We start from the raw sequence: 22,013 nt of genomic DNA, 5'->3' as shown, positions 1-22,013 counted from the left end.
TCTTACGGGACGGTATGAGCAAAAGATTTTTTATTTGAAAGAGTCTTTTCATGATTGTGCATAGATTTCAGCGTCTTTTCATGTTGCGATTTCTCACGTCGCGGTGCGCCTACACGTTGGCGTCTATCCGATAAAGACATACACCCGCCAAGCATCATCATAATTGCGCCCAACCAAATACAAATAACATATGGTTTCCACCAAATATGCAAAATCAATCCTTGGTCTGTTATGTCGCCAGGAGCAATATATAGTTGCGAAAGGCCACGACTTTGAATCCCAGCTTCAGTTGTTGGCATTTTTTGTGACGGGTAAAACCTTTTAGCGGCCATGACATCGCCGACTTTTCTCTGCCCATTTTCAATACCAAACTCAAATTGCGTTTCAGTATAATTAGGGCCATTAACATTGCGCGCACCTTTTAATGTCACCAAACGCTCAGCGATTTCAATTTTGTCACCTGTTTGCATTATTAAAATACGTTCCTGACCAAATGTCGCAACAGCAATGATACCAAACAAGGTAACCCCCAACCCCATATGTGCAAGAGCTGTCCCATAGGCAGAACGTGGTAAACCGCATAAACGTTTAAAGCGAACTCTCAAACTTGTTGAGCCAAGACCACTTTTATACCATAAATCCGTTATGCCGCCAAAAAAGACAAAAGTTGCAAGCCCAATTCCTAAAGCCGCTAAAATTTCACGCAAATATGTCTTATATAAAACGACACCTATCATGATGAAAGCAAGACCAAAAGCAAACCATAATTTTTCGGCAACGGCAAAAAAATCACCTCTTTTCCACGCTATCATTGGACCAAAAGAGACCAAAATCAAGAGAGGAATCATTAACGGACCAAATGTGAGATTAAAAAAAGGTGCACCGACAGAAATTTTTTGTCCTGTTAGTGTTTCAAGCAACAATGGATAAAGCGTTCCAACAAAAACTGTGGCTGTAGCGGTTGTTAAAAAAAGATTGTTAAAAACCAATAATCCTTCACGTGACATTGGTCGAAAAAAACCACCCGTTTTTAATGATGACGCACGCAAAGCAAAGAGGAACAAGGCGGCACCTATAAAGAAAAATAATATGGCAAGGATGGCACGACCACGCAATGGATCAACCGCAAAGCTATGCACAGATGTCAATATTCCCGAACGCACCAAAAACGTTCCCATGAGAGATAGTGAAAACGTTAAGATTGCTAAAAACAATGTCCAAATCTTCAATGCACCACGTTTTTCTAAAACGATAGCAGAATGCAACAATGCTGTTCCTGCCAACCAAGGCATGAGTGAAGCATTTTCCACTGGATCCCAGAACCAATACCCTCCCCAGCCAAGTTCATAATAAGCCCAATAAGAGCCAACCATAATACCACCTGTTAAAAACAACCAAGAAACAAGCGTCCAAGGCCGTACCCATCGTGCCCATGCGGCATCCACACGCCCATCAATTAAAGCCGCAATTGCAAAAGAAAAGCAAACAGAAAAGCCAACGTAGCCGAGATAAAGTAAAGGAGGGTGAATAGCCAAGCCGATATCTTGCAATATAGGGTTAAGATCGTTGCCTTGTAATGCAGGTGGGTCAACACGTTGAAATGGATTCGAGGTAAAAAGGATGAATAATAAAAATGCACTTGTAACCCATGCCTGACAACCAAGAATAAGTGCTTTCAATCGCGCTGGCAATTCACGCCCAAAAAAGCCAACCAAAGTGCTAAAAAAACTCACAATAAGAACCCATAACAGCATGGAACCTTCATGATTTCCCCAAACACCCGTTATCTTATAAAGCAATGGTTTTTCAGAATGCGAATTTTCAACAACATTTAACACAGAAAAATCTGAGACAATGTAGGCGTGGACTAAAACAACAAAAGACACTAAAATTAAGACAAACAAAAGATAAGTTAAAGGCACTGCCGAACCTATTAATCGGCGATCTTCAAAAAAAACACCAATGGCAGTGAAAAAAGCCAAAAAAACTGCAATAGCCAATGCTGCCGATAACGCAAGAGAACCAAACTCAACGAGCATTTTTTTGATACTCCTCCCACAATCCCTTTGCCTTCAAACGATCAACAATATCTTTTGGCACATAAGTTTCATCATGTTTGGCTAAAACCCGATCAGCGATAAATGAGCCATTTTGATTGAAATGACCTTCAGCAATAATGCCTTGTCCTTCTCTAAAAAGATCTGGAAGAATACCGTTAAATTCTACTTTTTCCTGCTTTGCATAATCCGTTATGGTAAATGATACTTTTGTTTTATCTGTTTTGTGAACGGATCCTTTTTCAACAAAACCACCAAGGCGCAATGAACGCATAGAAGTCATATCATCTGTAGTGATTTCAGATGGCATTCTAAAAAAACTTGCGCTCCCACGCATTGCATAAAGCACAAGCCCAACTGCAATACCTAATACAACTAGGCCGAAAACGATCATCAACAAACGTTTTTTTTTGCGTCGTTTTAATCCTTGTTGTAATGACATTTGTTTATTGATACTCTTCATCATGGCGTCTTTATTACCCCATTTTGGTTCACAACAAGTCCTTGTTCTTTTGCATAATGTTTAAGTGCATCAACCTTTTTAGAAGATAATTTGTTTCGACCTTCATTATACGCCTTTTGGGCCTTTTCACTCTTTTTTAAAACCAACCAAGAATGAATGAGCATTTTCCATCCTTCTAAATCATCTGGATCGGTTTTTAAGCGTTGCTCTAAACTTGTTACCATACCTATTATCATTACTTGTTCATCAGATTTAAATTTCGATGGTGCCTTGTCAAATTGATGGTTTTGTTGTGTCATTGATGATGAATCTTTAGCATTTTGTTGCAATTGGATAATCATAGCTTCAACCCGACTACGCCAAGGACTGTCTTTTGGTGCTTGATCTAAAAAATTTTGTAAGCCTTTTGCTGCTTCATCAGCCTTTCCTTCTTGTCGCAATGCTTCAGCAATAAACAGTCTGGGATAAAAGTCTTGTGGGGATAATTTTACTGCTTTTTCAAAAGCTTTTTGTGCTTCTTGAGTAATTGTCCCCCCTTCAAATCCTGATAAAGCCATGCCATATCCAACAAGACGGGGGGCAGTTTCTCCGTTTAAACGTAATGCATCAAGATAAGTATTGGCTGAATCTTGATAACGACCAGCAACAAGATATGAAGAGGCTAAATCATCAGCAAGTTTTCCATTATCGGGATCGCGCAAGAATAAAGCCTCCATGCGCACCAAATTTTGTTCAAGGTTTAAATTTTGTGGATTGATCCGCATAAGATCATTAAAAAAATAACTTTTTGTTTCAGGGCTGCCTGTCAAAGAATAAACGCCTATCATCAAAATAGGTACAAAAAGCACACCTAAAGAGATATTTATGCGCAAAAATTTTGAACGATTCTTTGTAAATGCTCCACGTGTTAATTGTTTTTCTTGCGCTAAAATAGCACGTGACAATTCAAGTCGGGCTTCTTTAGCTCCTTCTTCATCAATCATTCCACGAGCCAAGTCCGTATCGATTTCGGCAAGCTGATTTTTATACATAGAAAGATTAGACATTCGCGAATCAAGAAGTACATTTGATTCATTACCATAAGAATCAACGCTTACAGCCCAGAGAACGCTTATCGTAACTATCGCAGCAAGAACCGCCGCACCTATCCAAAATATCATAAGGATATACTATAGAACAGATTTAAAAAAATCTACATGCAAACACGTGATCGCAACGAATTGATCATTGAAGTGTGATTTTTTAAATGTGTTTTTAAGTTAATGGTGACCATGAACCATTTTCATTACGACAAGCACTTCCACGGTTTGTTTGTGGAACACCACCAATTGTAAAAGAATGGCTATATTGACGACAGTTTTGAGAACCTACTTGATAAGGTTGCCCCGGTGTCACTTCACCAGAAGCATTACCTTGTTGTGAAACCCATGGAACAACTTTTCCTGCATCTGTATATTCTAATGCATTATATTCAGCTTCCAAAGCCTGATTGCGATCAGCTGGTGATAATAAATGCGCCGATGTTCCCAAAAGCCCATTGCCCATTGATTGCAATAAAACGTTTGTTTGTTTAATTTCTGGATTTATGTGCTGTAAAGGCGTTTGCGTACAGGCTGTCAAAGATAAAAGCGCCAAAAAAGTTCCCAAAAGACATTTATTCATTTTATCACCATCATTTGCCAACAATGTTTTCATAGACTTAAAATCACAAAAATTCAAAGCTTATTTAAAGGAAGTCTTCATTTTAATAAAATGAAAACTGCAAGGGTTTCATCCATTCAAAACATCTTTACAAAATATGCCTTAAAACGTTTACTACCTAAAATATACAGTATTTTCTAAAAACTTCATATGTCCTTATTTAAGTTGAGAACAGGGCAATAAAATTTTTACTGTAAGCCCACCTAAAGGTGACTCTTCAAGACTCATATCACCACCATATTCACCGCTCATATCTGCAACAATGGAAAGACCAAGTCCTGTTCCAGGTTTTGTCTCATCAAGCCTTTTTCCTCGTTTTATCGCTTCATAACGTTGTGGCTCTGCCAAGCCTAAGCCATCATCACTCACAGAAATGGAAAACATTATGGTTTCATTCGATGTTTTTGCAAGATAACGGCATGCTAAAACAATATGACTGTTTGCCCACTTTCCTGCATTTTCGAGCAAATTTCCAATCATCTCTTCAAGATCTTCTTGTTCACCTATAAAAATAATTTCATCCTTGCTGAAAGAAACCTCAAAGGTTTTTTCTGGATATAGTTTTTTCATCACCCGAACCATGCGTTCTATCACAGGACGCACGGGTGTTTGATAAACTACACTATCACGTTGTGCTGCAATACGTGCACGCGTGAGATAATGATCAATCTGTCTTTGCATTATTTGAATCTGCTCAGATATCAGAAAGGTTTGTGAAGATTTTTTTTCTTCAAGCGCATTTGCAATAATCGATAAAGGTGTTTTTAATGAATGTGCCAAATTTCCAACCTGTGTGCGCGAACGCTCAATAATACGAAAATTATTATCAATCAAAGCATTCATCTCATACGCTAAAGGCAACACTTCTAATGGCAAATCTGTATCAACATGATCGGCATCACCTTGACGAATTCTCGCCAACGTACGCCCTATCTGCTTTAAGGGGCGTAAACTAAAGCGAATAATAATAATATTAATTAAAACGCTTAATATTCCTAATGTCCATAAATAGATAAGCAAAGTATCTTTAAATTGGCGCAATTGTTCTCGCGTTTCATCAATATTACCCATAATCCGAAAGCGTGCTGCACGGTTGTTTATATTATCAAGAATGACATCATTTTCCACAACAAGCAATTTCTGACCGTCTGGTCCAATGGATGTATAAGAACGAAAAAATTTATCGTCAAACGGGTCTTGTTTTTCGCTCATAGCGTCTATTTTTTTCGTCCCCAATGATGGAGATGTGATGCGCCCCATAACACCAGAGGACAAAGGTGTCACATCATAATACCACCCCGATGAGGCATCCAAATAACGTACATCGCCTAATTCAGGTTTCCCTTGAAGATAGCCCTCTTCACTCAGGCTAACTGCTGAAATAAGGCTATAAAGTTGTGCCGTTAAAATGCTTTCTAAAGATTGATCATTCGATTGACGATAAAAAATAATACTGACTATTGAAAGAGCAATAAGAGCCAATAAAACCCAAAGAGTTGATAATATACTGACTCTCAAGCCCAATGATTTTGCTAAATAACGAAACAACGATTTGACGATCATAAGATAAGATAACTTTTTATACGCTTTTTGGCGTATTGAGACGATATCCCATACCACGAATTGTTTCAATCAAATTGGATTGAAGTTTTTTACGTAATCGACCAACAAAAACCTCAATCACATTTGAGTCGCGATCGAAGTTTTGATCATAAAGATGCTCGATAAGGTGACTACGCGATATAACTTCATCGCGGTGATGCATTAAATAAGATAAAAGACGAAATTCTAGGGCGGTAAGTTTTACCAAATGTCCTTTAACACGCACTTTTGAAGTTTTTGTATCAAGATAAATATCTCCACACATCAATTCACTTGATGCATATCCCGCAGAACGCCTGATTAAAGCACGCAAGCGTGCAATGACTTCTTCCATATGAAAAGGTTTAGCAACGTAATCATCTGCACCAGCATCAATACCCGCGACTTTATCAGACCATCGATCACGTGCAGTTAACATTAAGACTGGCATATTCCGCCCTGCCTTACGCCATTTTTCAAGCACACTGACCCCATCCATAAGTGGTAATCCAATATCAAGAATAACCGCATCATAAGGCTCATTGTCACCAAGATAGAAAGCCTCTTCTCCATCATAGGCTTGATCAACGGCATAGTCTGCATTGCAAAGAGCGACAAAGAGTTGTCTGTTTAACTCTTTATCATCTTCCACAATAAGAATACGCATGATAGAAGTTTTCTTTTTAACTTATTTTGCAGGTACAGCAACTTCAACACGACGTGGTTTTTCGCCATTACTTGCAGGCACAATGACGACAACAACGCACATATTTTGACCATTTTGAACAACCGGCGTTGAGCGCGCAAGCCGACCTGCTTGCTCTTCAGCAACGCGTTTACCAACCTCAGCACAGTCAGCTGCCAATACGCCAGTCGCTCCTAATAAACTTACGGTAAGCAAAGAAATAATAGCCAGTATTTTTAAATTGAACATTTTTTTCATCATACTCATCTTTATAACTGATCATATCTGAATAGAATATGAACAAATTTTATGAAATAAATAGGGACTATCAAGGCCTCTTTTCAAGATAATTAAAAATTTTATTTTTGTTTGCTTATCATTCCTATTCTAAATCTCTAATAGGAATTTAACCAAGATTTCATTCCTTTGATGTGCTAGTTCAGTATTCAGTGTAAGACATGTCATAAACGTTATTTTCTTTGAAGATAAAACCGAAGAATGCAAACATCAATAAACGGATCGTTGAGAAATACGCTTCATAAAAAAATCGGGTTCAATATCTGGATTGAGACATATGTTAGGCTTAGGAAGAAAAACATATAAGAAAAAGAAAAAGCGTTTCAAAAGCTCACTCTTCATTGACATCGATGCATGGATAGATAGTTCGCTTTATCAATTTAAAACATCCATCTCATTATTGTGGCTCAATATTACTTTTTTATCTCGTCGCTTACATTTAACAGGTTGGAAACGTTTTTTTGTCGAAATTGTTGATGAAAGTTTAACACTCGGCCTTATAGGATTTACTCTTTTTACAATTATTGGCATTCCTGTTTTTGATCTGACAAAAAACGATTGGCTTGCGCCACGTGATTTTGCTGTCAATTTTTTGGATCGACAAGGAAATCCAATCGGAAGCCGTGGAACAGTTCGTGGAGAAACCGTCCCCATTGAAGACATGCCAGACTATCTCATTAAAGCCGTTCTTGCGACTGAAGATCGTCGTTTTTTTGATCATTGGGGAATTGATTTTTATGGACTTTCAAGAGCATTACAGCAAAATATCCGAGCCAATGGTGTTGTCCAAGGTGGATCAACACTTACCCAGCAATTGGCAAAAAATTTATTTTTAAACAATGAACGAACAATTTCACGTAAAATTAAAGAAGCTTATCTTGCTTTGTGGCTTGAAGCCAATCTTACTAAAAAACAAATTTTACAGCTTTATCTTGATAGGGCCTATATGGGAGGAGGAGCATTTGGTATTTCGACGGCCTCAAAATTTTATTTTGGTAAAGATATAAGACAGGTTTCACTTGCTGAAGCTGCAATGCTTGCAGGGTTGTTTAAAGCACCGGGCAAATATGCGCCTCATATCAATCTGCCTGCAGCACGAGCAAGAGCCAATGTTGTTCTTTCTAATCTTGTTGACAATAACATGATGAGTGAAGGTCAAGTTATCAAAGCACGGCGTGAACCAGCCAATGTTATCACAGCGCTTCACGACGATCAGCCAAACTATTTTCTTGATTGGGCGTTTGATGAAGTTAAAAAATTAGAAAACCAACTACCTAGCCGTAATTTGACAGTCCGCACAACTTTAGATTTTGGCATTCAAAAAGCCGCAGAAGAATCCATTGCTTACCATTTGCGGGCTTATGGAGCACAATATCGCGTCAGCCAAGCTGCAGCTGTTATTATTGATAATGATGGTTCAGTACGTGCTATCGTTGGGGGAAAAGATTATTTAGAAAGTCAATTTAATCGCGCAACGCAAAGCGGACGTCAACCTGGTTCCTCTTTTAAACCTTATGTTTATGCCGTCGCCATGGAACAAGGACTGACACCAAAAACAATTATTTCTGACGCCCCAATCAATTGGGGTGGATGGTCACCACGAAACAATTCTGGACGCTATCGCGGAAATGTCGATCTTGCTACTGCTTTGGCATTCTCTATCAATACTGTACCTGTCAGACTGACCTATCAAAATCTTCATAAAGATACACAACCCATAAGAGATTTAATAAAAAATATGGGCATTAATGCTGATATTTTTTCACACAAAACAATGGTTCTTGGCACATCAAATATGACACCACTTGATCAAGCGACAGGTTTCAATGTTTTTGCTAATGGCGGCATGGCAGGCAATCGACATGGATTTACACAAATATTTACGGCACAGGGACGACTTATCTGGGATTTCTTGCGCGATGGAGAAAAACCCCATCGTGCTTTAAGTGAACAATCTGCTGCTTATATGAATCAAATGTTGGTTGGCGTCACCACACGCGGTTCTGGAAAACGCGCTCAACTTCCTATGAATGCTGTTGCTGGAAAAACAGGAACCTCACAAGAACATCGTGATGCGTGGTTTGTTGGATATACAGGAAATTATACTGGCGCTGTCTGGATGGGAAATGATGATTTTTCTCCTATGAACAGAGCCTTTGGGGGTGTTGTTCCTGCCATGATGTGGCAACGCATGATGCTTTATGCCCACGATAACACAGTCCCAAAACCTTTATTTGGTGTTGAAAATTCTGTTTTTACTAAAAAACAAAAAAGCATAATCGAGCAAAAAAATTATCATTTAGAGTCCGAAATCCCTGCTACATTATCTCGATCTTCCACTCTTATGATGAAGAAAATTCTCAATGCCTTTGAAAATGCACCTTCTTTAACTGATCCTACACCCTCTCATATTGTTTCAACGACAACACCAATTATGCACTAAAGGGCTGTCGTAAAATGGTTCGCACAGTTTTGTCAATATTAATTATTATATGCATTACTTTAAGCGGAGGTGCATGGAGCGTTGATTATATATTAAAACATTTTGAAGGCTTTGGTCATTTTAAAATTGGCCAATGGAGTGCTTACCCTAAAGCTGGAACAGAGCAAGACGAGCCATATAGCCGAGCGCGTTTTGCAAAAAATGGTATAGTTTCACTTGGTCAAACAGAAGGATTGGCATTTCAATTATGGAATGATTCAAACAATCGACCACTCAAAAGTCACTGCACTTATCGTCTTTATGGATTACTTCCAGAAGCAAGACTTTTCACGCTGTACACGGTTAATGAGACCTTTTATCCCTTAAAAATCGATGAGCTATTACCATTTTCTCTTCACAGCAATAACATAATCTTTAGACAAGATGAAAACTTATCAATTTCAATATCTCCCAATGCTCAGCCCTATAATTGGCTTGCCACCTCTTTTAAAGACATGAAATATGGTCTCATTCTGACACTTTATGACACGCAAATTCTTACCAACACTCCCTTAAACGCATTGAAAATGCCTAGTGTTGATCTTGTTTTAACAGGAGAAAAAGGTTGTGAATAGAATTATGTACATATCATTGGTCAGTTTTATAGGCGCCGTTATTGTACATATTTGTGTTTTATTATTAATTCCGTACGTAACGCCCAATAAAGCGTGGCAACGCTTGATAGAAAATGCCCCACCGTATCGCTTTGTCGAGCTTGATAAGCAAAACCCTATAAGATTAACCAATGATCCACTATTTCATGTAGCATCTTGTCACTTCGATTTGAATAAAAATCCTGTCCACATACAATCCCAAGTAAAGACACCCTTTTGGTCTTTATCAATTTATAATGAATCAGGTAACAATCTTTACAGTATGAATGATGCAGCAAGTGCCAATGGTCTGCTTGATCTTGTTATTGCAACATCCACTCAACTTTTGGAAATAAAACAAACCGCGCAAGATGAGTTATCAAATTCAATTTTTGTTCATCAGAATATACAAAAAGGATTTGTTCTTTTACGAAGTTTTGATCCTGATATCGATCCTTCCATCAAGGCTTTTTTTGCTCAAACCAGTTGCAAATCCATTGTTTATTAAGCATTTTAAGAAGACTATTCAAGATTTAAGACATGAACGAAATGTGGCAATGTATTTGAATTATAATTTTCCACTTCCACAAGCCATAAATCGGGATCAAAGCGTAATTCTTTTTCAAGCTTATCAACAACTACGTCTTCTTTGCTAGAAAGCAACACAGACATAAATTGCCTGTCATCATAATTTTGATCTCCCTGATAAGCGCTTTGCGGTGCAGGCGCATAAAGATCAATAAATCCATCGTTACGGCGAAAAAGAATAAATATAGCTCCAGCCTCTTGTGAACCACGACGCGTAAGATAAGCAAAACCACCTTCTGCGCGTATTTGACGCATAAAAGCCGAACACCAAAAATCAGACGTTAAGCGCATATTGTAACCCTAAAACTTTGTAAAAATCCATGAATTTATGAAAACTGATGTTCAATGACAGCTTGAATTAAAAGGAATAAAGTAAAAGTTTTTATTTTACTTACCCAAACAGACCGACATCCTTCATTTTATCAAGAACCTCTTTGTTAATTTTACCAGTAATTGAGAGGCTGAACATCTTTTGAAAATCACTTAAGGCCTCTTTAGTACGTTGATCTTCCTTACCCGTGACTTCAACATTATTATTGCCAAATGCACGCAATGCAGCCTGCACACGCAAGATATCAGTCGTGTCTGCCTTATAATGATCTTCAACTTCATGACTTTGTTCTGAAGATGAAGAGGTTTCAATTTTGTAAGCATTTTTTACATGTGTTTCTTTTATTTCATCTGGTAAAGAACGCGTCACGATTTCATCAAAATCTGTATCGTTTTTTTGCGTTTTTTTTGATATCGTCTGATCTGGTGAACCTTCGGCAATCAAAGCTGCAATATCATCTTTTATTTGGGACGAAGCAGACTGATGTGATTGTGTATCCTGCTTTTCTTGTTTACCTTGTCTCCAAGTAGCAAGTGCACGCTTTGTTTTCGGACCATCCAACCCATCAATTGGACCATCATAAAGCCCTAAACTGGTGAGCGTTTTTTGCGCATCTAACAATGTCTTGCCAAGTTCACCATAATTGACCTGATCATTCTGAGCTATTTTTTGCACAGAAACAGTCGCGAGATCTTCATCAGGTTTTTCAGGAACAATAACAGAAGGAGGGTTATCAGGAAAAACCGTAACGATTTTTTTCTTCTGTGCATTTTCGAGATTTATATCTGCATTTGGACGTGTCTTAATAAAAACACCATGATGTACAGATGTTTGATCAAAAATGGCATTAAATCCAATCAAACTAAAACCAACCAAAAACAGAAAATACCCCCCCATTAATAAGGGATTTTTGCGTGAATAATAAAATAGACAACGAAAAACCCAGCCAAAGACTTTTCCTATAGAGAGCATAAGCGCAACTAGAATAGTTTGACGTTTTTTTTGCTGTCTTCTATTTGTTTTTCTTCTTTTTGTCATATTTTATATCATGTTTGCAAATTTAAGATTGGCTTTCGCTTCACAAGCTACATCACTATGGCTCATCATTAAATGTGAAAGCTCAAGCTCTGTTGTTGGCAATAAGATCTGAACCTGTGTTCCCTGTCCTTTTTGGCTATCAACAAAAATAAAACCTTGCGCGTTTTCAACTTGACGAAAAACACTATTTAACCCAAGACCCGTGCCTTCAATACCGCAGGCAGTGGCATCAAGTGAACGATAAAAAGGATGACCTAATTTTTGTAAATCCTGATCAGACATGCCAACGCCATTATCTTCAACAGTAAACTGACAATATCCATTTTCTTTCATATTAATCGAAATATCAATAATACCATTATCTGCGCTATATTTAATGGCATTTGAAATTAGATTAAAACAAATTTGGCGCAAAGATAACGCATCAATACGACAGCTGATCTGTTTGTCACATTGTTGTAAGTTTATAGTTCGCCCACCATGTAAGGGCGTGGTCAAATGCACTGCCTGATCAAGAATTGTTGCGATAGAAGAAACAGCGCCTTTTGGATCGCTAATATCTTTATTTGCATCCGACAAGGTGCGGTCAACAAGATCAAGAAGATGCAAACCTGCTTCCTTAATCATTTCTATATAATGAGTCTGACGTAACTCATTTTTATCGTTCGTAGATGTGTGCTCCAAAAGTCCTACAAATCCTAAAATTGCATTTAAAGGTGTGCGCATTTCATGAGCGGTATAAGCCACATCAGGAACGTGATTCATTGGTTGTATAAAGAGATTTTGACTGTCTGTTTCGCACTCTAAATCATAAAAAGAATTGTTCGTATAAGACTTATTTTTTATTGTTTGACACGCTAATCTTACATTAAAAAACTGCACCTTATCTAAACAATTTATTCGAATTGTAATCGGTATTGCGTGTCCTTTTTCTCGCAAATCAGCAAAAAATGACATGAGCGTGATGCGATCTGCAATATGAGTAAAATCAGACAACTGATCATGTTTTTTTAAATGTCCAAGAAAATGCGTTGGATCCGTTTCTTTTAAGATAATACCATGACCATTGACCATAAGTTTGGTTTGCAAGGTTTCCATTCTATATAAGCTTTCTATCAGCAATTCATAATATTTAAACAGCACCAAAATCGTTATAAGTCATCATATAGACACACAAACGACCATAGAGTGATTTTCTCTTGATATTGATGAAATATCCTTGAAGGGAAGATTTTAACGAAAAGATAATAACGCTTAAACTGTTTTTAAAAAAGATCTAACTTTGCTTCTATGGTTAACAAAGACTAAGGAAACAAAAGAAAATTTAAAAAAAATTTTATCAATCTTTTGTCAATGAATTTCTCTTAAAGAGAAGATTATAAAATGTGTACTCCTTATGCATTGGATAGTTATGATACGTTTTTTATTTAAATCGGCCTTTTTTATTGCTTTATTGCTGATTGTCATTTCATTTTTTGGACCTAAAACTCCATCAGATATGACAAATCAAGCACAATCAACAAATCCTATAAGTGCTTTTATTGCGCTAAAAGATACACTATCGGATTTGGGTGGGTTTTGTGATCGAAATGCAACAACATGTGAGACGGGAAAAACATTTTTGGGATCATTAAGCGCACGCGCCAAAGATGGTGCAAAAATTGCTTATGATTATATTGGAAGCACTATTGCAAAAGAAGATGCAAATCCATCTGTTGAACCACACACTATCGATAGCAGTTTTCTCTCCTCATCTCATCAAAATAATCAAAACATCAACCATGATGCAGCATCACAATCTTCTCAAGAAGAATATTAAAACTGTCGGTTTATTGAATTATTTGAAAAAAAAATCATTTGATGATTTAATATCTTTTAAATTATCATTCTTTGTTTTTTAAAAAAAATAAACGATTATAATGATGCTTCTCAATACAAAAATGATGACTTTATCCCTTTGATTAAGAATCTTAGTTTTAAAAATATTGAAAAATATATGAAATATGTTTTATAATAAAAAGTGGTTAAGCATTATTCTTGCATTCAAAACCACTTCTCAATAACATATAAAACATGAAAACATATAAAACGTGAATTATTCAACACGTAAAAGCAAATAAACATATTTAATACATTAAGAGAAATGGTAAGAATGAGCGATAGTATAGAAGATATTAAAGACAGTTTTGCTCTTCTTGATGATTGGGAAGATCGATATCGTTATGTTATTGAACTTGGAAGAGAATTGCCAGATTTTCCAGAAAATTTGCGCACAGAAAAAAATAAAATACTAGGCTGTGTTAGTCAGGTTTGGCTCACAACCAAAAAGGGGGAAGGAAGTGATCCTATCCTAACATTCCAAGGAGACTCTGATGCCCATATTGTACGTGGTCTCGTATATATTTTAATCGCATTTTATTCAGGTAAAAAAGCATCAGAAATCATTAAAAGTGATAGTGAAAGTCTTCTTAAAGATCTAGGTCTTGAAGAAAATTTAACCCCGCAACGCTCAAATGGTCTTAAATCCATGATCGCTCGCATACGTTCAGAAGCGGCATAAGATGTAAAAGCTTTCAAAGAGGAGTAAAACGCATTCCCCCCGCAAATGCATTTTATTTATTTACCTTTTTTCTTTTCGCTTTTACGTCCTAAACCCATTTGTTTTGCTAAAGCAGAACGCGCTTCTGCATAATTTGGCGCAACCATTGGATAATTGGAATCAAGGTTCCATTTTTCACGGTATTGTTCAGGGGTAAGATCATAATGTGTCTTAATATGACGCTTTAAAGATTTAAATTTCTGTCCATCTTCAAGGCAGATAATATAATCAGCAAAAACTGACCGTTTTGGATTAACAGCTGGTTTTTGCTTCTCAACCTCAGGCTCTTCAACAGGTTGTGCACTTGCTTTTGCAAATGCTGCATGTACTTCTAAAACCAAGCCAGCAAGCTCACTTGGGCGAATAGAATTATTTGCAACATATGCCGCGACGACATCTGCGACCATAGGTATGATAAGATCGTTTTCAGTTTCTTTAACGATCTGATGATCCATTTTCTTTTCCTTTATTTATATTTAGTTTTATATTTATATTCAAAACAAACGCATCAAAGATACGAATAATCATTTTCTTCATATTGTGTAAATAAAATGATTGTCAATTGCAGAGATTAAATAATATTTTAATATTAATATAATTGAGATCAGTTCGATTATATTTATCTATATTTATTTGATAAATGCTCTATAAAATTCAAATAAATGTTTTTTGTCTCATATCAATACAACTAGGCTATGTGATAAAATTATTTTGATCAAACAATATTGTTTTTTTAAACAAAGATACCAAATAAATATACAAATCTTATAATAATTTTAATTACTTCTTTTAAGCGTCATGGAGTCACAAATGAGTACTGATAAAAAACCCAAAGTTGTAAAAACCGACGAAGAATGGCGTGAAATTCTTACACCTGAACAATATCAAATCACAAGACAACACGGAACAGAGCGCGCATTTTCTTCGCCTGACTTTGACACATCTACGCCTGGCGTATTTCGCTGCGTATGTTGCGGGAAAGCATTATATAATTCAGAAACAAAATATGAATCAGGTACTGGTTGGCCAAGTTTTTATGAACCAATTGAAAAAGATGCGGTTTCATTTGTCGAAGATCGGTCTCACGGTATGGTTCGTACAGAAGTACGGTGTGCAGATTGTGAAGCCCATCTTGGTCACGTCTTTCCAGATGGACCACAACCAACTGGTTTGCGTTATTGCATGAATGGTCATGCTCTGACATATGATAAAAATAAATAAATTTAAGATTCAGGATGTTTTATGAAATTAGAAGATGACGCCAATAACATATCTCTTACGCCCCCTCGTGCAAAGAAAGTGGCGTTTTCTCAAGAACATCATGGATTCATTCAAAATGATCCCTATCATTGGCTGCGCGCACAAAATTGGCAGGAGGTTTTTCAAGATCCCTCCTGTCTTGATCATGACATTCGTGCGTATTTGGATCAAGAAAACGCCTATCAAGTTGAGCAAATGGCAGATACTATAGAGTTACAAGAACAACTCTTTAACGAAATGAAAGGTAGAATAAAAGAAGATGAACGCTCCATTCCAGTTAAAGATGGAGATTTTGCCTATGGTGTTGCTTATGTAAAAGGTGGTCAGCAACCGCAATATTTTCGTACACCAAGAGATGGCGGTGAAGACTATGTTTATCTTGACGGCGATATTTTGGCACAAAATAAAGACTATTTTAATCTAGGTTCTGTGCAATATTCACCAGATCACGAAAAATGTGCATGGACTTATGATGATAAAGGATCAGAATATTATACAGTAAAAATTCGAGATTTCAAAACACTGACCGATCGAACTGATACTATTGAAAATACAGCTGGCCATATTGTTTGGGATGCTAAATCTCAAGGTTTTTTCTATACTAAAATGGATCATAATCACCGTCCATCCGAATTGTATTACCACCGCTTAGGCAGTCTACAAACTGACGATACACTCATTTTTCGTGAAGACAATTCAGGATTTTTTTTAAGTGTTTCAGGTTCTCTTCTTAATGATGTTATCTTTATAGATATTCACGACCATGAAACTTCAGAAACTTGGTTAATCCCAGCGGATAATCCATTAAGTGAACCACTATGTGTCCGAAAACGAGAAAAAGGCGTAGAATATAGTCTAACAGAAGCGGGTGATTTGCTTTATATTTTAACCAATATTGACGGCGCAAAAGATTTTAAAATTATGGCAACACCTTTTGCGTCACCGCAAGAAGAAAATTGGATTGAAGTTGTCCCACATATTCCTGGACGCTTAATTCTTAACCATAGTGCTTACATTAATCATCTTGTATGGCTTGAACGAATTGAAGGCCTACCACGTATTCAAATTTTAAATCGCAATACAAATGAAACCCATTCCATTGCATTTGATGAAGAAGCCTATTCGCTTGGGTTGCAAGGCGCTGCCGAATATAAGAGTTTGACTATTCGGTTTTCATATTCATCAATGACAACGCCTAGTCAGTTATTTGACTATCATATGCAGACGCGTCATCGGTTTCTTTTAAAAACACAAGAAGTTCCTTCTGGGCATTGCAGTAAAAATTATTATACGCAACGTATTATGGCAGAAGCTGAAGACGGCACATTTGTCCCCATATCGTTATTTTACCATAAAGATACGGCCTTAGACGGAACAGCTCCTTGTCTTCTTTATGGTTATGGTGCCTATGGTATATCCATTCCTGCAAGCTTTAATACCAATGCTCTATCTCTTGCTGATCGTGGTTTTGTTTATGCAATAGCGCATATACGTGGTGGTAAAGACAAAGGCTTTGAATGGTATGAACATGGCAAACATGTATTGAAACGCAATACATTTACAGACTTTATCGCATGCGGACGACATTTGGTTAAAATGCACTATACTTCTCATGATCGTCTTGTTGCCTATGGCGGTTCTGCTGGTGGAATGTTAATGGGCGCTGTCGCCAACATGGCTCCACAAGACTATGCTGGAATTGTTGCTATTGTTCCCTTCGTTGATGTATTATCAACGATGTTGGATAAAAGCCTACCGCTGACTCCGCCTGAATGGCCCGAATGGGGCAATCCTTTAACGTCAAAAACAGATTATGAACTTATCGCTTCCTATTCTCCTTATGATAATGTAGAGGCGAAAGAGTATCCTAAAATACTTGCTATGGCAGGTTTGACTGACCCGCGTGTGACGTATTGGGAACCCGCAAAATGGATAGCAAAATTGCGTGAAGTCAAAACAGACAATAATCCAATACTTTTACGCACAAACATGGATTCTGGTCATGCAGGAGCGGCTGGACGGTTTTCTAAAATGGAAGAAAATGCTTTTGTATATGCCTATATTTTAAAAACAGTTGGTAAAATTTAAAAAAGATGTATTTTGAGATAAGACTTATTATGTCTCATCTTCATGATGACTACAATTATAAATTTGAATAAATCTATAGCTAAACTTATATATAATAAAATTATAAATTTTTATTAATTTAAACTGTCAATATGATTTTTAAATTTACTTAAAATAAATTAATTTTAAGGTTTTTGACACATTCTCATCTCATTATATTTTATAATAACTAAGTATAATTAGGAATAAAATAACAAAAAGATCAAGGAGACTGAAAAAATGCGCTCTATAAAAATATTTATTACTTTAATTGGATTCATGTTAACAACAATACCCTTGTCTTATTCTGCAGGTATTAATCCCGCGCAAGTCGCCAATATGACAAGTGAATTTGCTGGTGAGAGATGTTCAACACCTCCAAAGGGCAGTGGTGTCGTTGCAGGTTTTTTCCGCGGTTGGAAACAAACACCATTTCAAGACAAAGGATCTGGATTAATGCCTGTTGACCGTTATCGGTGTTTTACGACCATTGAAAAATGCCAGTCATGGCTAAAAACAATGACCTTTTACTATAATGACAAAACAATTGATGCCAGCATGTGTACAAAATTTTAATCACTTATAAAATTTATACTTAAATACTCATCAAACACTTAAAGAATGGGAAAGTAAATATCTCATTTTTTAAGTTTACCATTTTAACGAATAAAAAACATCAATCCTATTAGAAAAATGGCTAAAGCAAATAGCCATTCCAAAACAGAAACAAAGCGACTTAATTTTTCTGCGTGAATATTGAGTTTTGATGCAAAAGTTTTGGTTTTAACAGCTATTCCAGCAAGACATGACACGGTGATAAAAGTCCCTAATGACATAGCCAAAACCGAAAAGCTCCCGATCCATGTCAAGTGATTAATCATAGCAAAGCTCATAACAAAAATTGCGCCTGTACAAGGACGAATACCTACAGAAAAAATAGCAAGCAGTGCTGTTTTCCATTTCAGTGGCTTTTTTACAAATTCGGCAGATAAAATATGAGAATTGCCACACATATCGCATATGCCTAATAGGGTCGAAGTATTTTTTTCTGTCAAAGCGCTTGAATAAGAGCCTTCTTGAGGTGTTACATTGATAGCTTCATTTTCAAAAAGACGATGAATTTGCGACTTTTGTGGAGCGATAAAACGGTACAAATTTCTCTTTTTGATGAGTTGTTTTGTTTTTTTTATAAGTAATCCTAAGCCAAGCAACATGATCAATGCAAAACTTGCTTTCGTTGCCCATTCAGTGGCTTTTGTCAGACGCGCAGGAAGCATAAAAAAAACTAAACCGACAATGATAATTGCACTTATAGCTTGTAATACTGAAGATAAAAAAGATAAAATAATGCCGCGTTTAAGACTTTCATTTTCTGCAAGTAAATAAGAAGATATGACGATTTTTCCATGCCCCGGTCCAACAGCGTGCAAAATGCCATAAATAAATGAAAAACCTAATAGTTTTAATGCATTTTCGGGTGAATCATGCATTCCTATCAGAAAACGAGAAATGCTTCGTTCAAATTGTTGTTGCCATACGCTAAGTTGTAAGGTCAACTTAGACCAAAAACCATTATGAGATAAAACAGGCTCCGAAACACCGATACCTAATGGAGATTGGCTATTGACATTGATGATGCATAGTAAGCTAAAAATACTAGCCCATGTGAATATTGAAAACCAGAATTTTAATCGCATAGTACTTCCAACTGCGTTGCCAAGCTCAAAGCAAGATTAAAGCTTTGTTGTGGATCATTAAAAAAATCTTCAGTCTGCTGTGAATAATCAGTTGACAGTACTTTATCAATATCTGGGCGTATAAAGTTACTAACACAATAAGATGGAAGCCCAGTAACAGTTAAATTTTGTTGTTTCGCAAAGTCAACAGCCACATAAAAAGTAGGGTCATAAAGAGAAAAATTATACTTATGACCTTTTTCAAGATTTGTTTTTGTTACTGGTGTCACAGTGAATGACAATACCAACTGTTGTTTAATTATTTCTGCCTTAATAAAGTCTGGCGCGGCTATCGGAATAGTCACACCATCTTTTGTAAGTGATTGAAAATAATCATACTCACCCAAAGAATCCTTAATAATTTTGCTGACCTCATCCAATTCATCTTTATCAAGCTTACGGTCTCCGTTTTTATCAAAGTCTAAAACAACGCCCGACGAAAAAATGGGGTCAAATATCCATTTTTGCGTCATAGACGTCATAACAGCTGAATTGTTGACCTTAATATTCAGATATGCATCGACGAAAATATGTGGATGAGCGTTTGCGCCTTCAATAAAACTAAAAAAAGCGACATATAAGAGCATAAATGACAAACAGACTAAGTATAAATTTCGTTGTAATGAACGAAATACTTTCGATTGGAATCCTTGTAAATTTGAAATCAACATTTATGCTCTTCATATAAAACTATAATCAATGAATCGCTGTTATAATTGTGTTAAGATTATGTTCCATCATATTAATATATGTTGATGCTGGACCTGAGACAGAAGAAAGAGCATCAGAATATAATTGTCCACTAATTTTAAGACCTGTTTCTTTAGCAATCTGTTCTATTAATCGCTTATTCGAAATATTTTCTATAAATAAGGCAGAAGCTTTATCGGCTTTAATTTGCGTGATTAGTTTAGCAACACTCGACGCTGTTGCCTCGCTTTCAGTGGAAACACCCTGAGGTGCTAGAAAAATCAAACCATATTCTTGGGCAAAATATCCAAACGCATCATGAGAGGTAATAATTGTCTTTTTATCATCTGGTATTTGGGAAATTTCTGACCGAATTTTTTTATCTAATAATTTCATTTTTTTTGTATATTCTTGAGCATTATTTTTATATGTATCGCATCCTTCAACATCGACTGTACAAAAAGATTCAGTAACGTTTTTTACGTATATTTCTGCATTAACAACGGATTGCCAAGCATGAGGATCAAATTCACCATGATCGTGGTGGTGATGATGATCATCATTTTCGTTTTTAATAGGCACAATACCTTTTGACAGTTCAATAACCGGAGCATCTGTCCCACTTGCTTTAATAAGACGCGTCATGAAACCCTCAAGATTTAAACCATTTACTAGAATGACATCAGCGTTTTTTATATTTTGAGCATCAGTGGGTTTTGGTTCATAACTATGAGCATCACCATCAGGGCCGACAAGGGAAATGATCTCAACTCTTTCGCCACCCACATTTTTGGCTAAATCGGCAAGAATAGAAAAACTGGTCACGACTTTGATTTCTGCTGAAAATGATGAAACAATCGTCACTAAACTTATACCAATTACAGTCATAAAAATTTTTAAAAATTTAATCATTTAATGTCCTTTATCCGTTGTTTTATTCATTTTTGAAAATAAAATTTCACCTAATACAAGTCCCCGAGGCGCTAGTAATGCTGACAACAAATACATCGCACCTGCACATAAAATAATTGCGGGTCCAGAAGGCAAAGCGGCGTGATAAGATATAACAAGCCCCAAAATACTAGATAGCCCTCCTAAAAGAATAGAGATAACGCACATTGAAGAAACATGAGATGCCCAAAATCTCGCAGTGATTGCTGGTATCATCATCAAACCGACAGACAGCAATGTACCAAGTGACTGGAAACCTGCTACAAGATTAATCACCATAATCATAAGCATTATAGCATGAACGTATTTGCCAATCGAAGATATAGAGCCAAAAAATAGCGGATCCATGGTTTCTGCAATAAGTGCCCGCCACAATGTAATTATTAATACACAGGACAAAAATGCAATTACCGCTATTAAAATTACGCCTTGATTGGTTATGGCCAAAACAGAACCAAATAAAAGATGCAGCAAATCAACACTTGAACCACGCAGAGAAATTATGAGCACACCTACCGCTAATGCCATCAAATAAAATACAGCCATTGTAGCATCTTCTTTTTGTACAGTTTTACGATTAAAAAAAACAGAACACATGGCTACAAAAAGTCCGGCAATAATACCACCAATTGTCATGGCTATCATTGAAAATCCATAAAGCAAAAAGCCAGCAGCAACACCTGGTAAAATTGCGTGAGACATTGCATCTCCTGTTAAACTCATACCACGTAGAACGAGAAAAACACCGACAGGACAGGCACTGAAAGAAAGTAAAATCGCGCCTAATAATGCATTGCGCATGAACATAAATTCATAAAAAGGTTCAAACAAATAATGATAGATCATACAAAATGC

23 protein-coding genes are annotated in these 22,013 nt (G+C 36.6%); 8 read left to right on the top strand and 15 right to left on the bottom strand.

Going from position 1 to position 22,013, the window contains the following annotated elements; genetic code table 11:
* Positions 1 to 2: 2 nt before the first annotated feature.
* The 7 genes from ME5_RS04970 to ME5_RS04940 form a co-directional block, all read right to left on the bottom strand.
* On the bottom strand, positions 3 to 2,039 hold the full coding sequence (locus ME5_RS04970; protein WP_008039009.1) for a heme lyase CcmF/NrfE family subunit: 2,037 nt from the start codon (positions 2,037 to 2,039) through the stop codon (positions 3 to 5).
* On the bottom strand, positions 2,029 to 2,523 hold the full coding sequence (ccmE, locus tag ME5_RS04965) for a cytochrome c maturation protein CcmE (protein ID WP_008039008.1): 495 nt from the start codon (positions 2,521 to 2,523) through the stop codon (positions 2,029 to 2,031). Before ccmE ends, ME5_RS04970 begins: the two co-directional genes overlap by 11 nt.
* The gene (gene ccmI, locus ME5_RS04960) at positions 2,520 to 3,680 is read right to left on the bottom strand and encodes a c-type cytochrome biogenesis protein CcmI (RefSeq protein ID WP_008039007.1); all 1,161 of its coding nucleotides are present in this window, start codon (positions 3,678 to 3,680) and stop codon (positions 2,520 to 2,522) included. The genes ccmE and ccmI overlap by 4 nt, the downstream gene beginning before the upstream one ends.
* Positions 3,681 to 3,774: 94 nt before the next feature.
* Entirely contained in the window at positions 3,775 to 4,215 is a 441-nt protein-coding gene (locus tag ME5_RS04955) for an RT0821/Lpp0805 family surface protein (RefSeq protein WP_008039006.1), read from the bottom strand.
* Between the two features lie 162 nt (positions 4,216 to 4,377).
* The gene (locus ME5_RS04950; protein WP_008039005.1) at positions 4,378 to 5,784 is read right to left on the bottom strand and encodes an ATP-binding protein; all 1,407 of its coding nucleotides are present in this window, start codon (positions 5,782 to 5,784) and stop codon (positions 4,378 to 4,380) included.
* Between the two features lie 16 nt (positions 5,785 to 5,800).
* A complete protein-coding gene (locus tag ME5_RS04945) occupies positions 5,801 to 6,469 on the bottom strand; it encodes a response regulator transcription factor (protein ID WP_008039001.1) in 669 nt (222 codons plus the stop codon).
* A 21-nt stretch (positions 6,470 to 6,490) separates the two neighbouring features.
* A complete protein-coding gene (locus tag ME5_RS04940) occupies positions 6,491 to 6,745 on the bottom strand; it encodes a hypothetical protein (RefSeq protein WP_008038999.1) in 255 nt (84 codons plus the stop codon).
* 316 nt (positions 6,746 to 7,061) lie between these two features.
* Here ME5_RS04940 and ME5_RS04935 point away from each other — a divergent pair, with 316 nt between their 5' ends.
* The 3 genes from ME5_RS04935 to ME5_RS04925 are packed head-to-tail and all read left to right on the top strand — an operon-like array spanning position 7,062 to position 10,367.
* Positions 7,062 to 9,227: a transglycosylase domain-containing protein gene (locus ME5_RS04935; protein WP_008038988.1), complete on the top strand. Its 2,166-nt coding sequence runs from the start codon at positions 7,062 to 7,064 to the stop codon at positions 9,225 to 9,227.
* Positions 9,228 to 9,241: 14 nt separating this feature from the next.
* The gene (locus ME5_RS04930; RefSeq protein ID WP_008038987.1) at positions 9,242 to 9,841 is read left to right on the top strand and encodes a DUF1214 domain-containing protein; all 600 of its coding nucleotides are present in this window, start codon (positions 9,242 to 9,244) and stop codon (positions 9,839 to 9,841) included.
* The gene (locus ME5_RS04925) at positions 9,834 to 10,367 is read left to right on the top strand and encodes a DUF1254 domain-containing protein (RefSeq protein WP_008038986.1); all 534 of its coding nucleotides are present in this window, start codon (positions 9,834 to 9,836) and stop codon (positions 10,365 to 10,367) included. The genes ME5_RS04930 and ME5_RS04925 overlap by 8 nt, the downstream gene beginning before the upstream one ends.
* A 14-nt stretch (positions 10,368 to 10,381) precedes the next feature.
* Here ME5_RS04925 and ME5_RS04920 read toward each other — a convergent pair whose 3' ends face one another.
* From ME5_RS04920 to ME5_RS04910, 3 genes are all read right to left on the bottom strand, one after another.
* Entirely contained in the window at positions 10,382 to 10,738 is a 357-nt protein-coding gene (locus ME5_RS04920) for a DUF1491 family protein (RefSeq protein ID WP_008038985.1), read from the bottom strand.
* A gap of 100 nt (positions 10,739 to 10,838) precedes the next feature.
* A complete protein-coding gene (locus tag ME5_RS04915; protein WP_008038984.1) occupies positions 10,839 to 11,816 on the bottom strand; it encodes a peptidoglycan-binding domain-containing protein in 978 nt (325 codons plus the stop codon).
* Between the two features lie 3 nt (positions 11,817 to 11,819).
* Complete coding sequence (locus ME5_RS04910; protein WP_008038983.1) at positions 11,820 to 12,914, bottom strand: sensor histidine kinase; 1,095 nt, start codon at positions 12,912 to 12,914, stop codon at positions 11,820 to 11,822.
* A 313-nt stretch (positions 12,915 to 13,227) separates the two neighbouring features.
* Here ME5_RS04910 and ME5_RS04905 point away from each other — a divergent pair, with 313 nt between their 5' ends.
* Both ME5_RS04905 and ME5_RS04900 read left to right on the top strand, forming a co-directional pair.
* Positions 13,228 to 13,635 carry a DUF5330 domain-containing protein gene (locus ME5_RS04905; RefSeq protein ID WP_008038982.1) on the top strand — a complete coding sequence of 136 codons (408 nt, stop codon included), beginning with the start codon at positions 13,228 to 13,230 and terminating at the stop codon, positions 13,633 to 13,635.
* A 333-nt stretch (positions 13,636 to 13,968) separates the two neighbouring features.
* Positions 13,969 to 14,376 carry a SufE family protein gene (locus tag ME5_RS04900; protein WP_008038981.1) on the top strand — a complete coding sequence of 136 codons (408 nt, stop codon included), beginning with the start codon at positions 13,969 to 13,971 and terminating at the stop codon, positions 14,374 to 14,376.
* Between the two features lie 56 nt (positions 14,377 to 14,432).
* On the opposite strand, the gene ME5_RS04895 is transcribed toward ME5_RS04900, so the two are convergent.
* Positions 14,433 to 14,870: a Ros/MucR family transcriptional regulator gene (locus ME5_RS04895; RefSeq protein ID WP_008038980.1), complete on the bottom strand. Its 438-nt coding sequence runs from the start codon at positions 14,868 to 14,870 to the stop codon at positions 14,433 to 14,435.
* 355 nt (positions 14,871 to 15,225) lie between these two features.
* On the opposite strand from ME5_RS04895, the gene msrB reads away from it, so the two are divergent.
* From msrB to ME5_RS04880, 3 genes are all read left to right on the top strand, one after another.
* Entirely contained in the window at positions 15,226 to 15,636 is a 411-nt protein-coding gene (gene msrB / locus ME5_RS04890; RefSeq protein ID WP_008038979.1) for a peptide-methionine (R)-S-oxide reductase MsrB, read from the top strand.
* Positions 15,637 to 15,657: 21 nt separating this feature from the next.
* A complete protein-coding gene (locus tag ME5_RS04885; RefSeq protein WP_008038978.1) occupies positions 15,658 to 17,763 on the top strand; it encodes a S9 family peptidase in 2,106 nt (701 codons plus the stop codon).
* A gap of 258 nt (positions 17,764 to 18,021) precedes the next feature.
* The gene (locus tag ME5_RS04880; protein ID WP_008038976.1) at positions 18,022 to 18,357 is read left to right on the top strand and encodes a hypothetical protein; all 336 of its coding nucleotides are present in this window, start codon (positions 18,022 to 18,024) and stop codon (positions 18,355 to 18,357) included.
* A gap of 83 nt (positions 18,358 to 18,440) precedes the next feature.
* Here ME5_RS04880 and ME5_RS04875 read toward each other — a convergent pair whose 3' ends face one another.
* Genes ME5_RS04875 through ME5_RS04860 form a run of 4 tightly spaced genes read right to left on the bottom strand, consistent with a single transcriptional unit; the run spans position 18,441 to position 22,004 of the window.
* Positions 18,441 to 19,478 (bottom strand): nickel/cobalt transporter, encoded by a 1,038-nt coding sequence (locus ME5_RS04875; protein ID WP_008038975.1) that lies wholly within the window; start codon positions 19,476 to 19,478, stop codon positions 18,441 to 18,443.
* Positions 19,469 to 20,188, bottom strand: a complete 720-nt coding sequence (locus ME5_RS04870; RefSeq protein WP_008038974.1) for a DUF1007 family protein — start codon at positions 20,186 to 20,188, stop codon at positions 19,469 to 19,471. The genes ME5_RS04875 and ME5_RS04870 overlap by 10 nt, the downstream gene beginning before the upstream one ends.
* A 25-nt stretch (positions 20,189 to 20,213) precedes the next feature.
* Entirely contained in the window at positions 20,214 to 21,119 is a 906-nt protein-coding gene (locus tag ME5_RS04865; protein ID WP_008038973.1) for a metal ABC transporter substrate-binding protein, read from the bottom strand.
* The gene (locus ME5_RS04860; protein ID WP_008038972.1) at positions 21,120 to 22,004 is read right to left on the bottom strand and encodes a metal ABC transporter permease; all 885 of its coding nucleotides are present in this window, start codon (positions 22,002 to 22,004) and stop codon (positions 21,120 to 21,122) included. It lies immediately after the preceding gene.
* Between the last annotated feature and the right edge of the window lie 9 nt (positions 22,005 to 22,013).

This window comes from Bartonella tamiae Th239 (assembly GCF_000278275.1).
Classification (GTDB): Bacteria; Pseudomonadota; Alphaproteobacteria; order Rhizobiales; family Rhizobiaceae; genus Bartonella; species Bartonella tamiae.
This window is presented reverse-complemented; position numbering and strand designations above follow the sequence as displayed.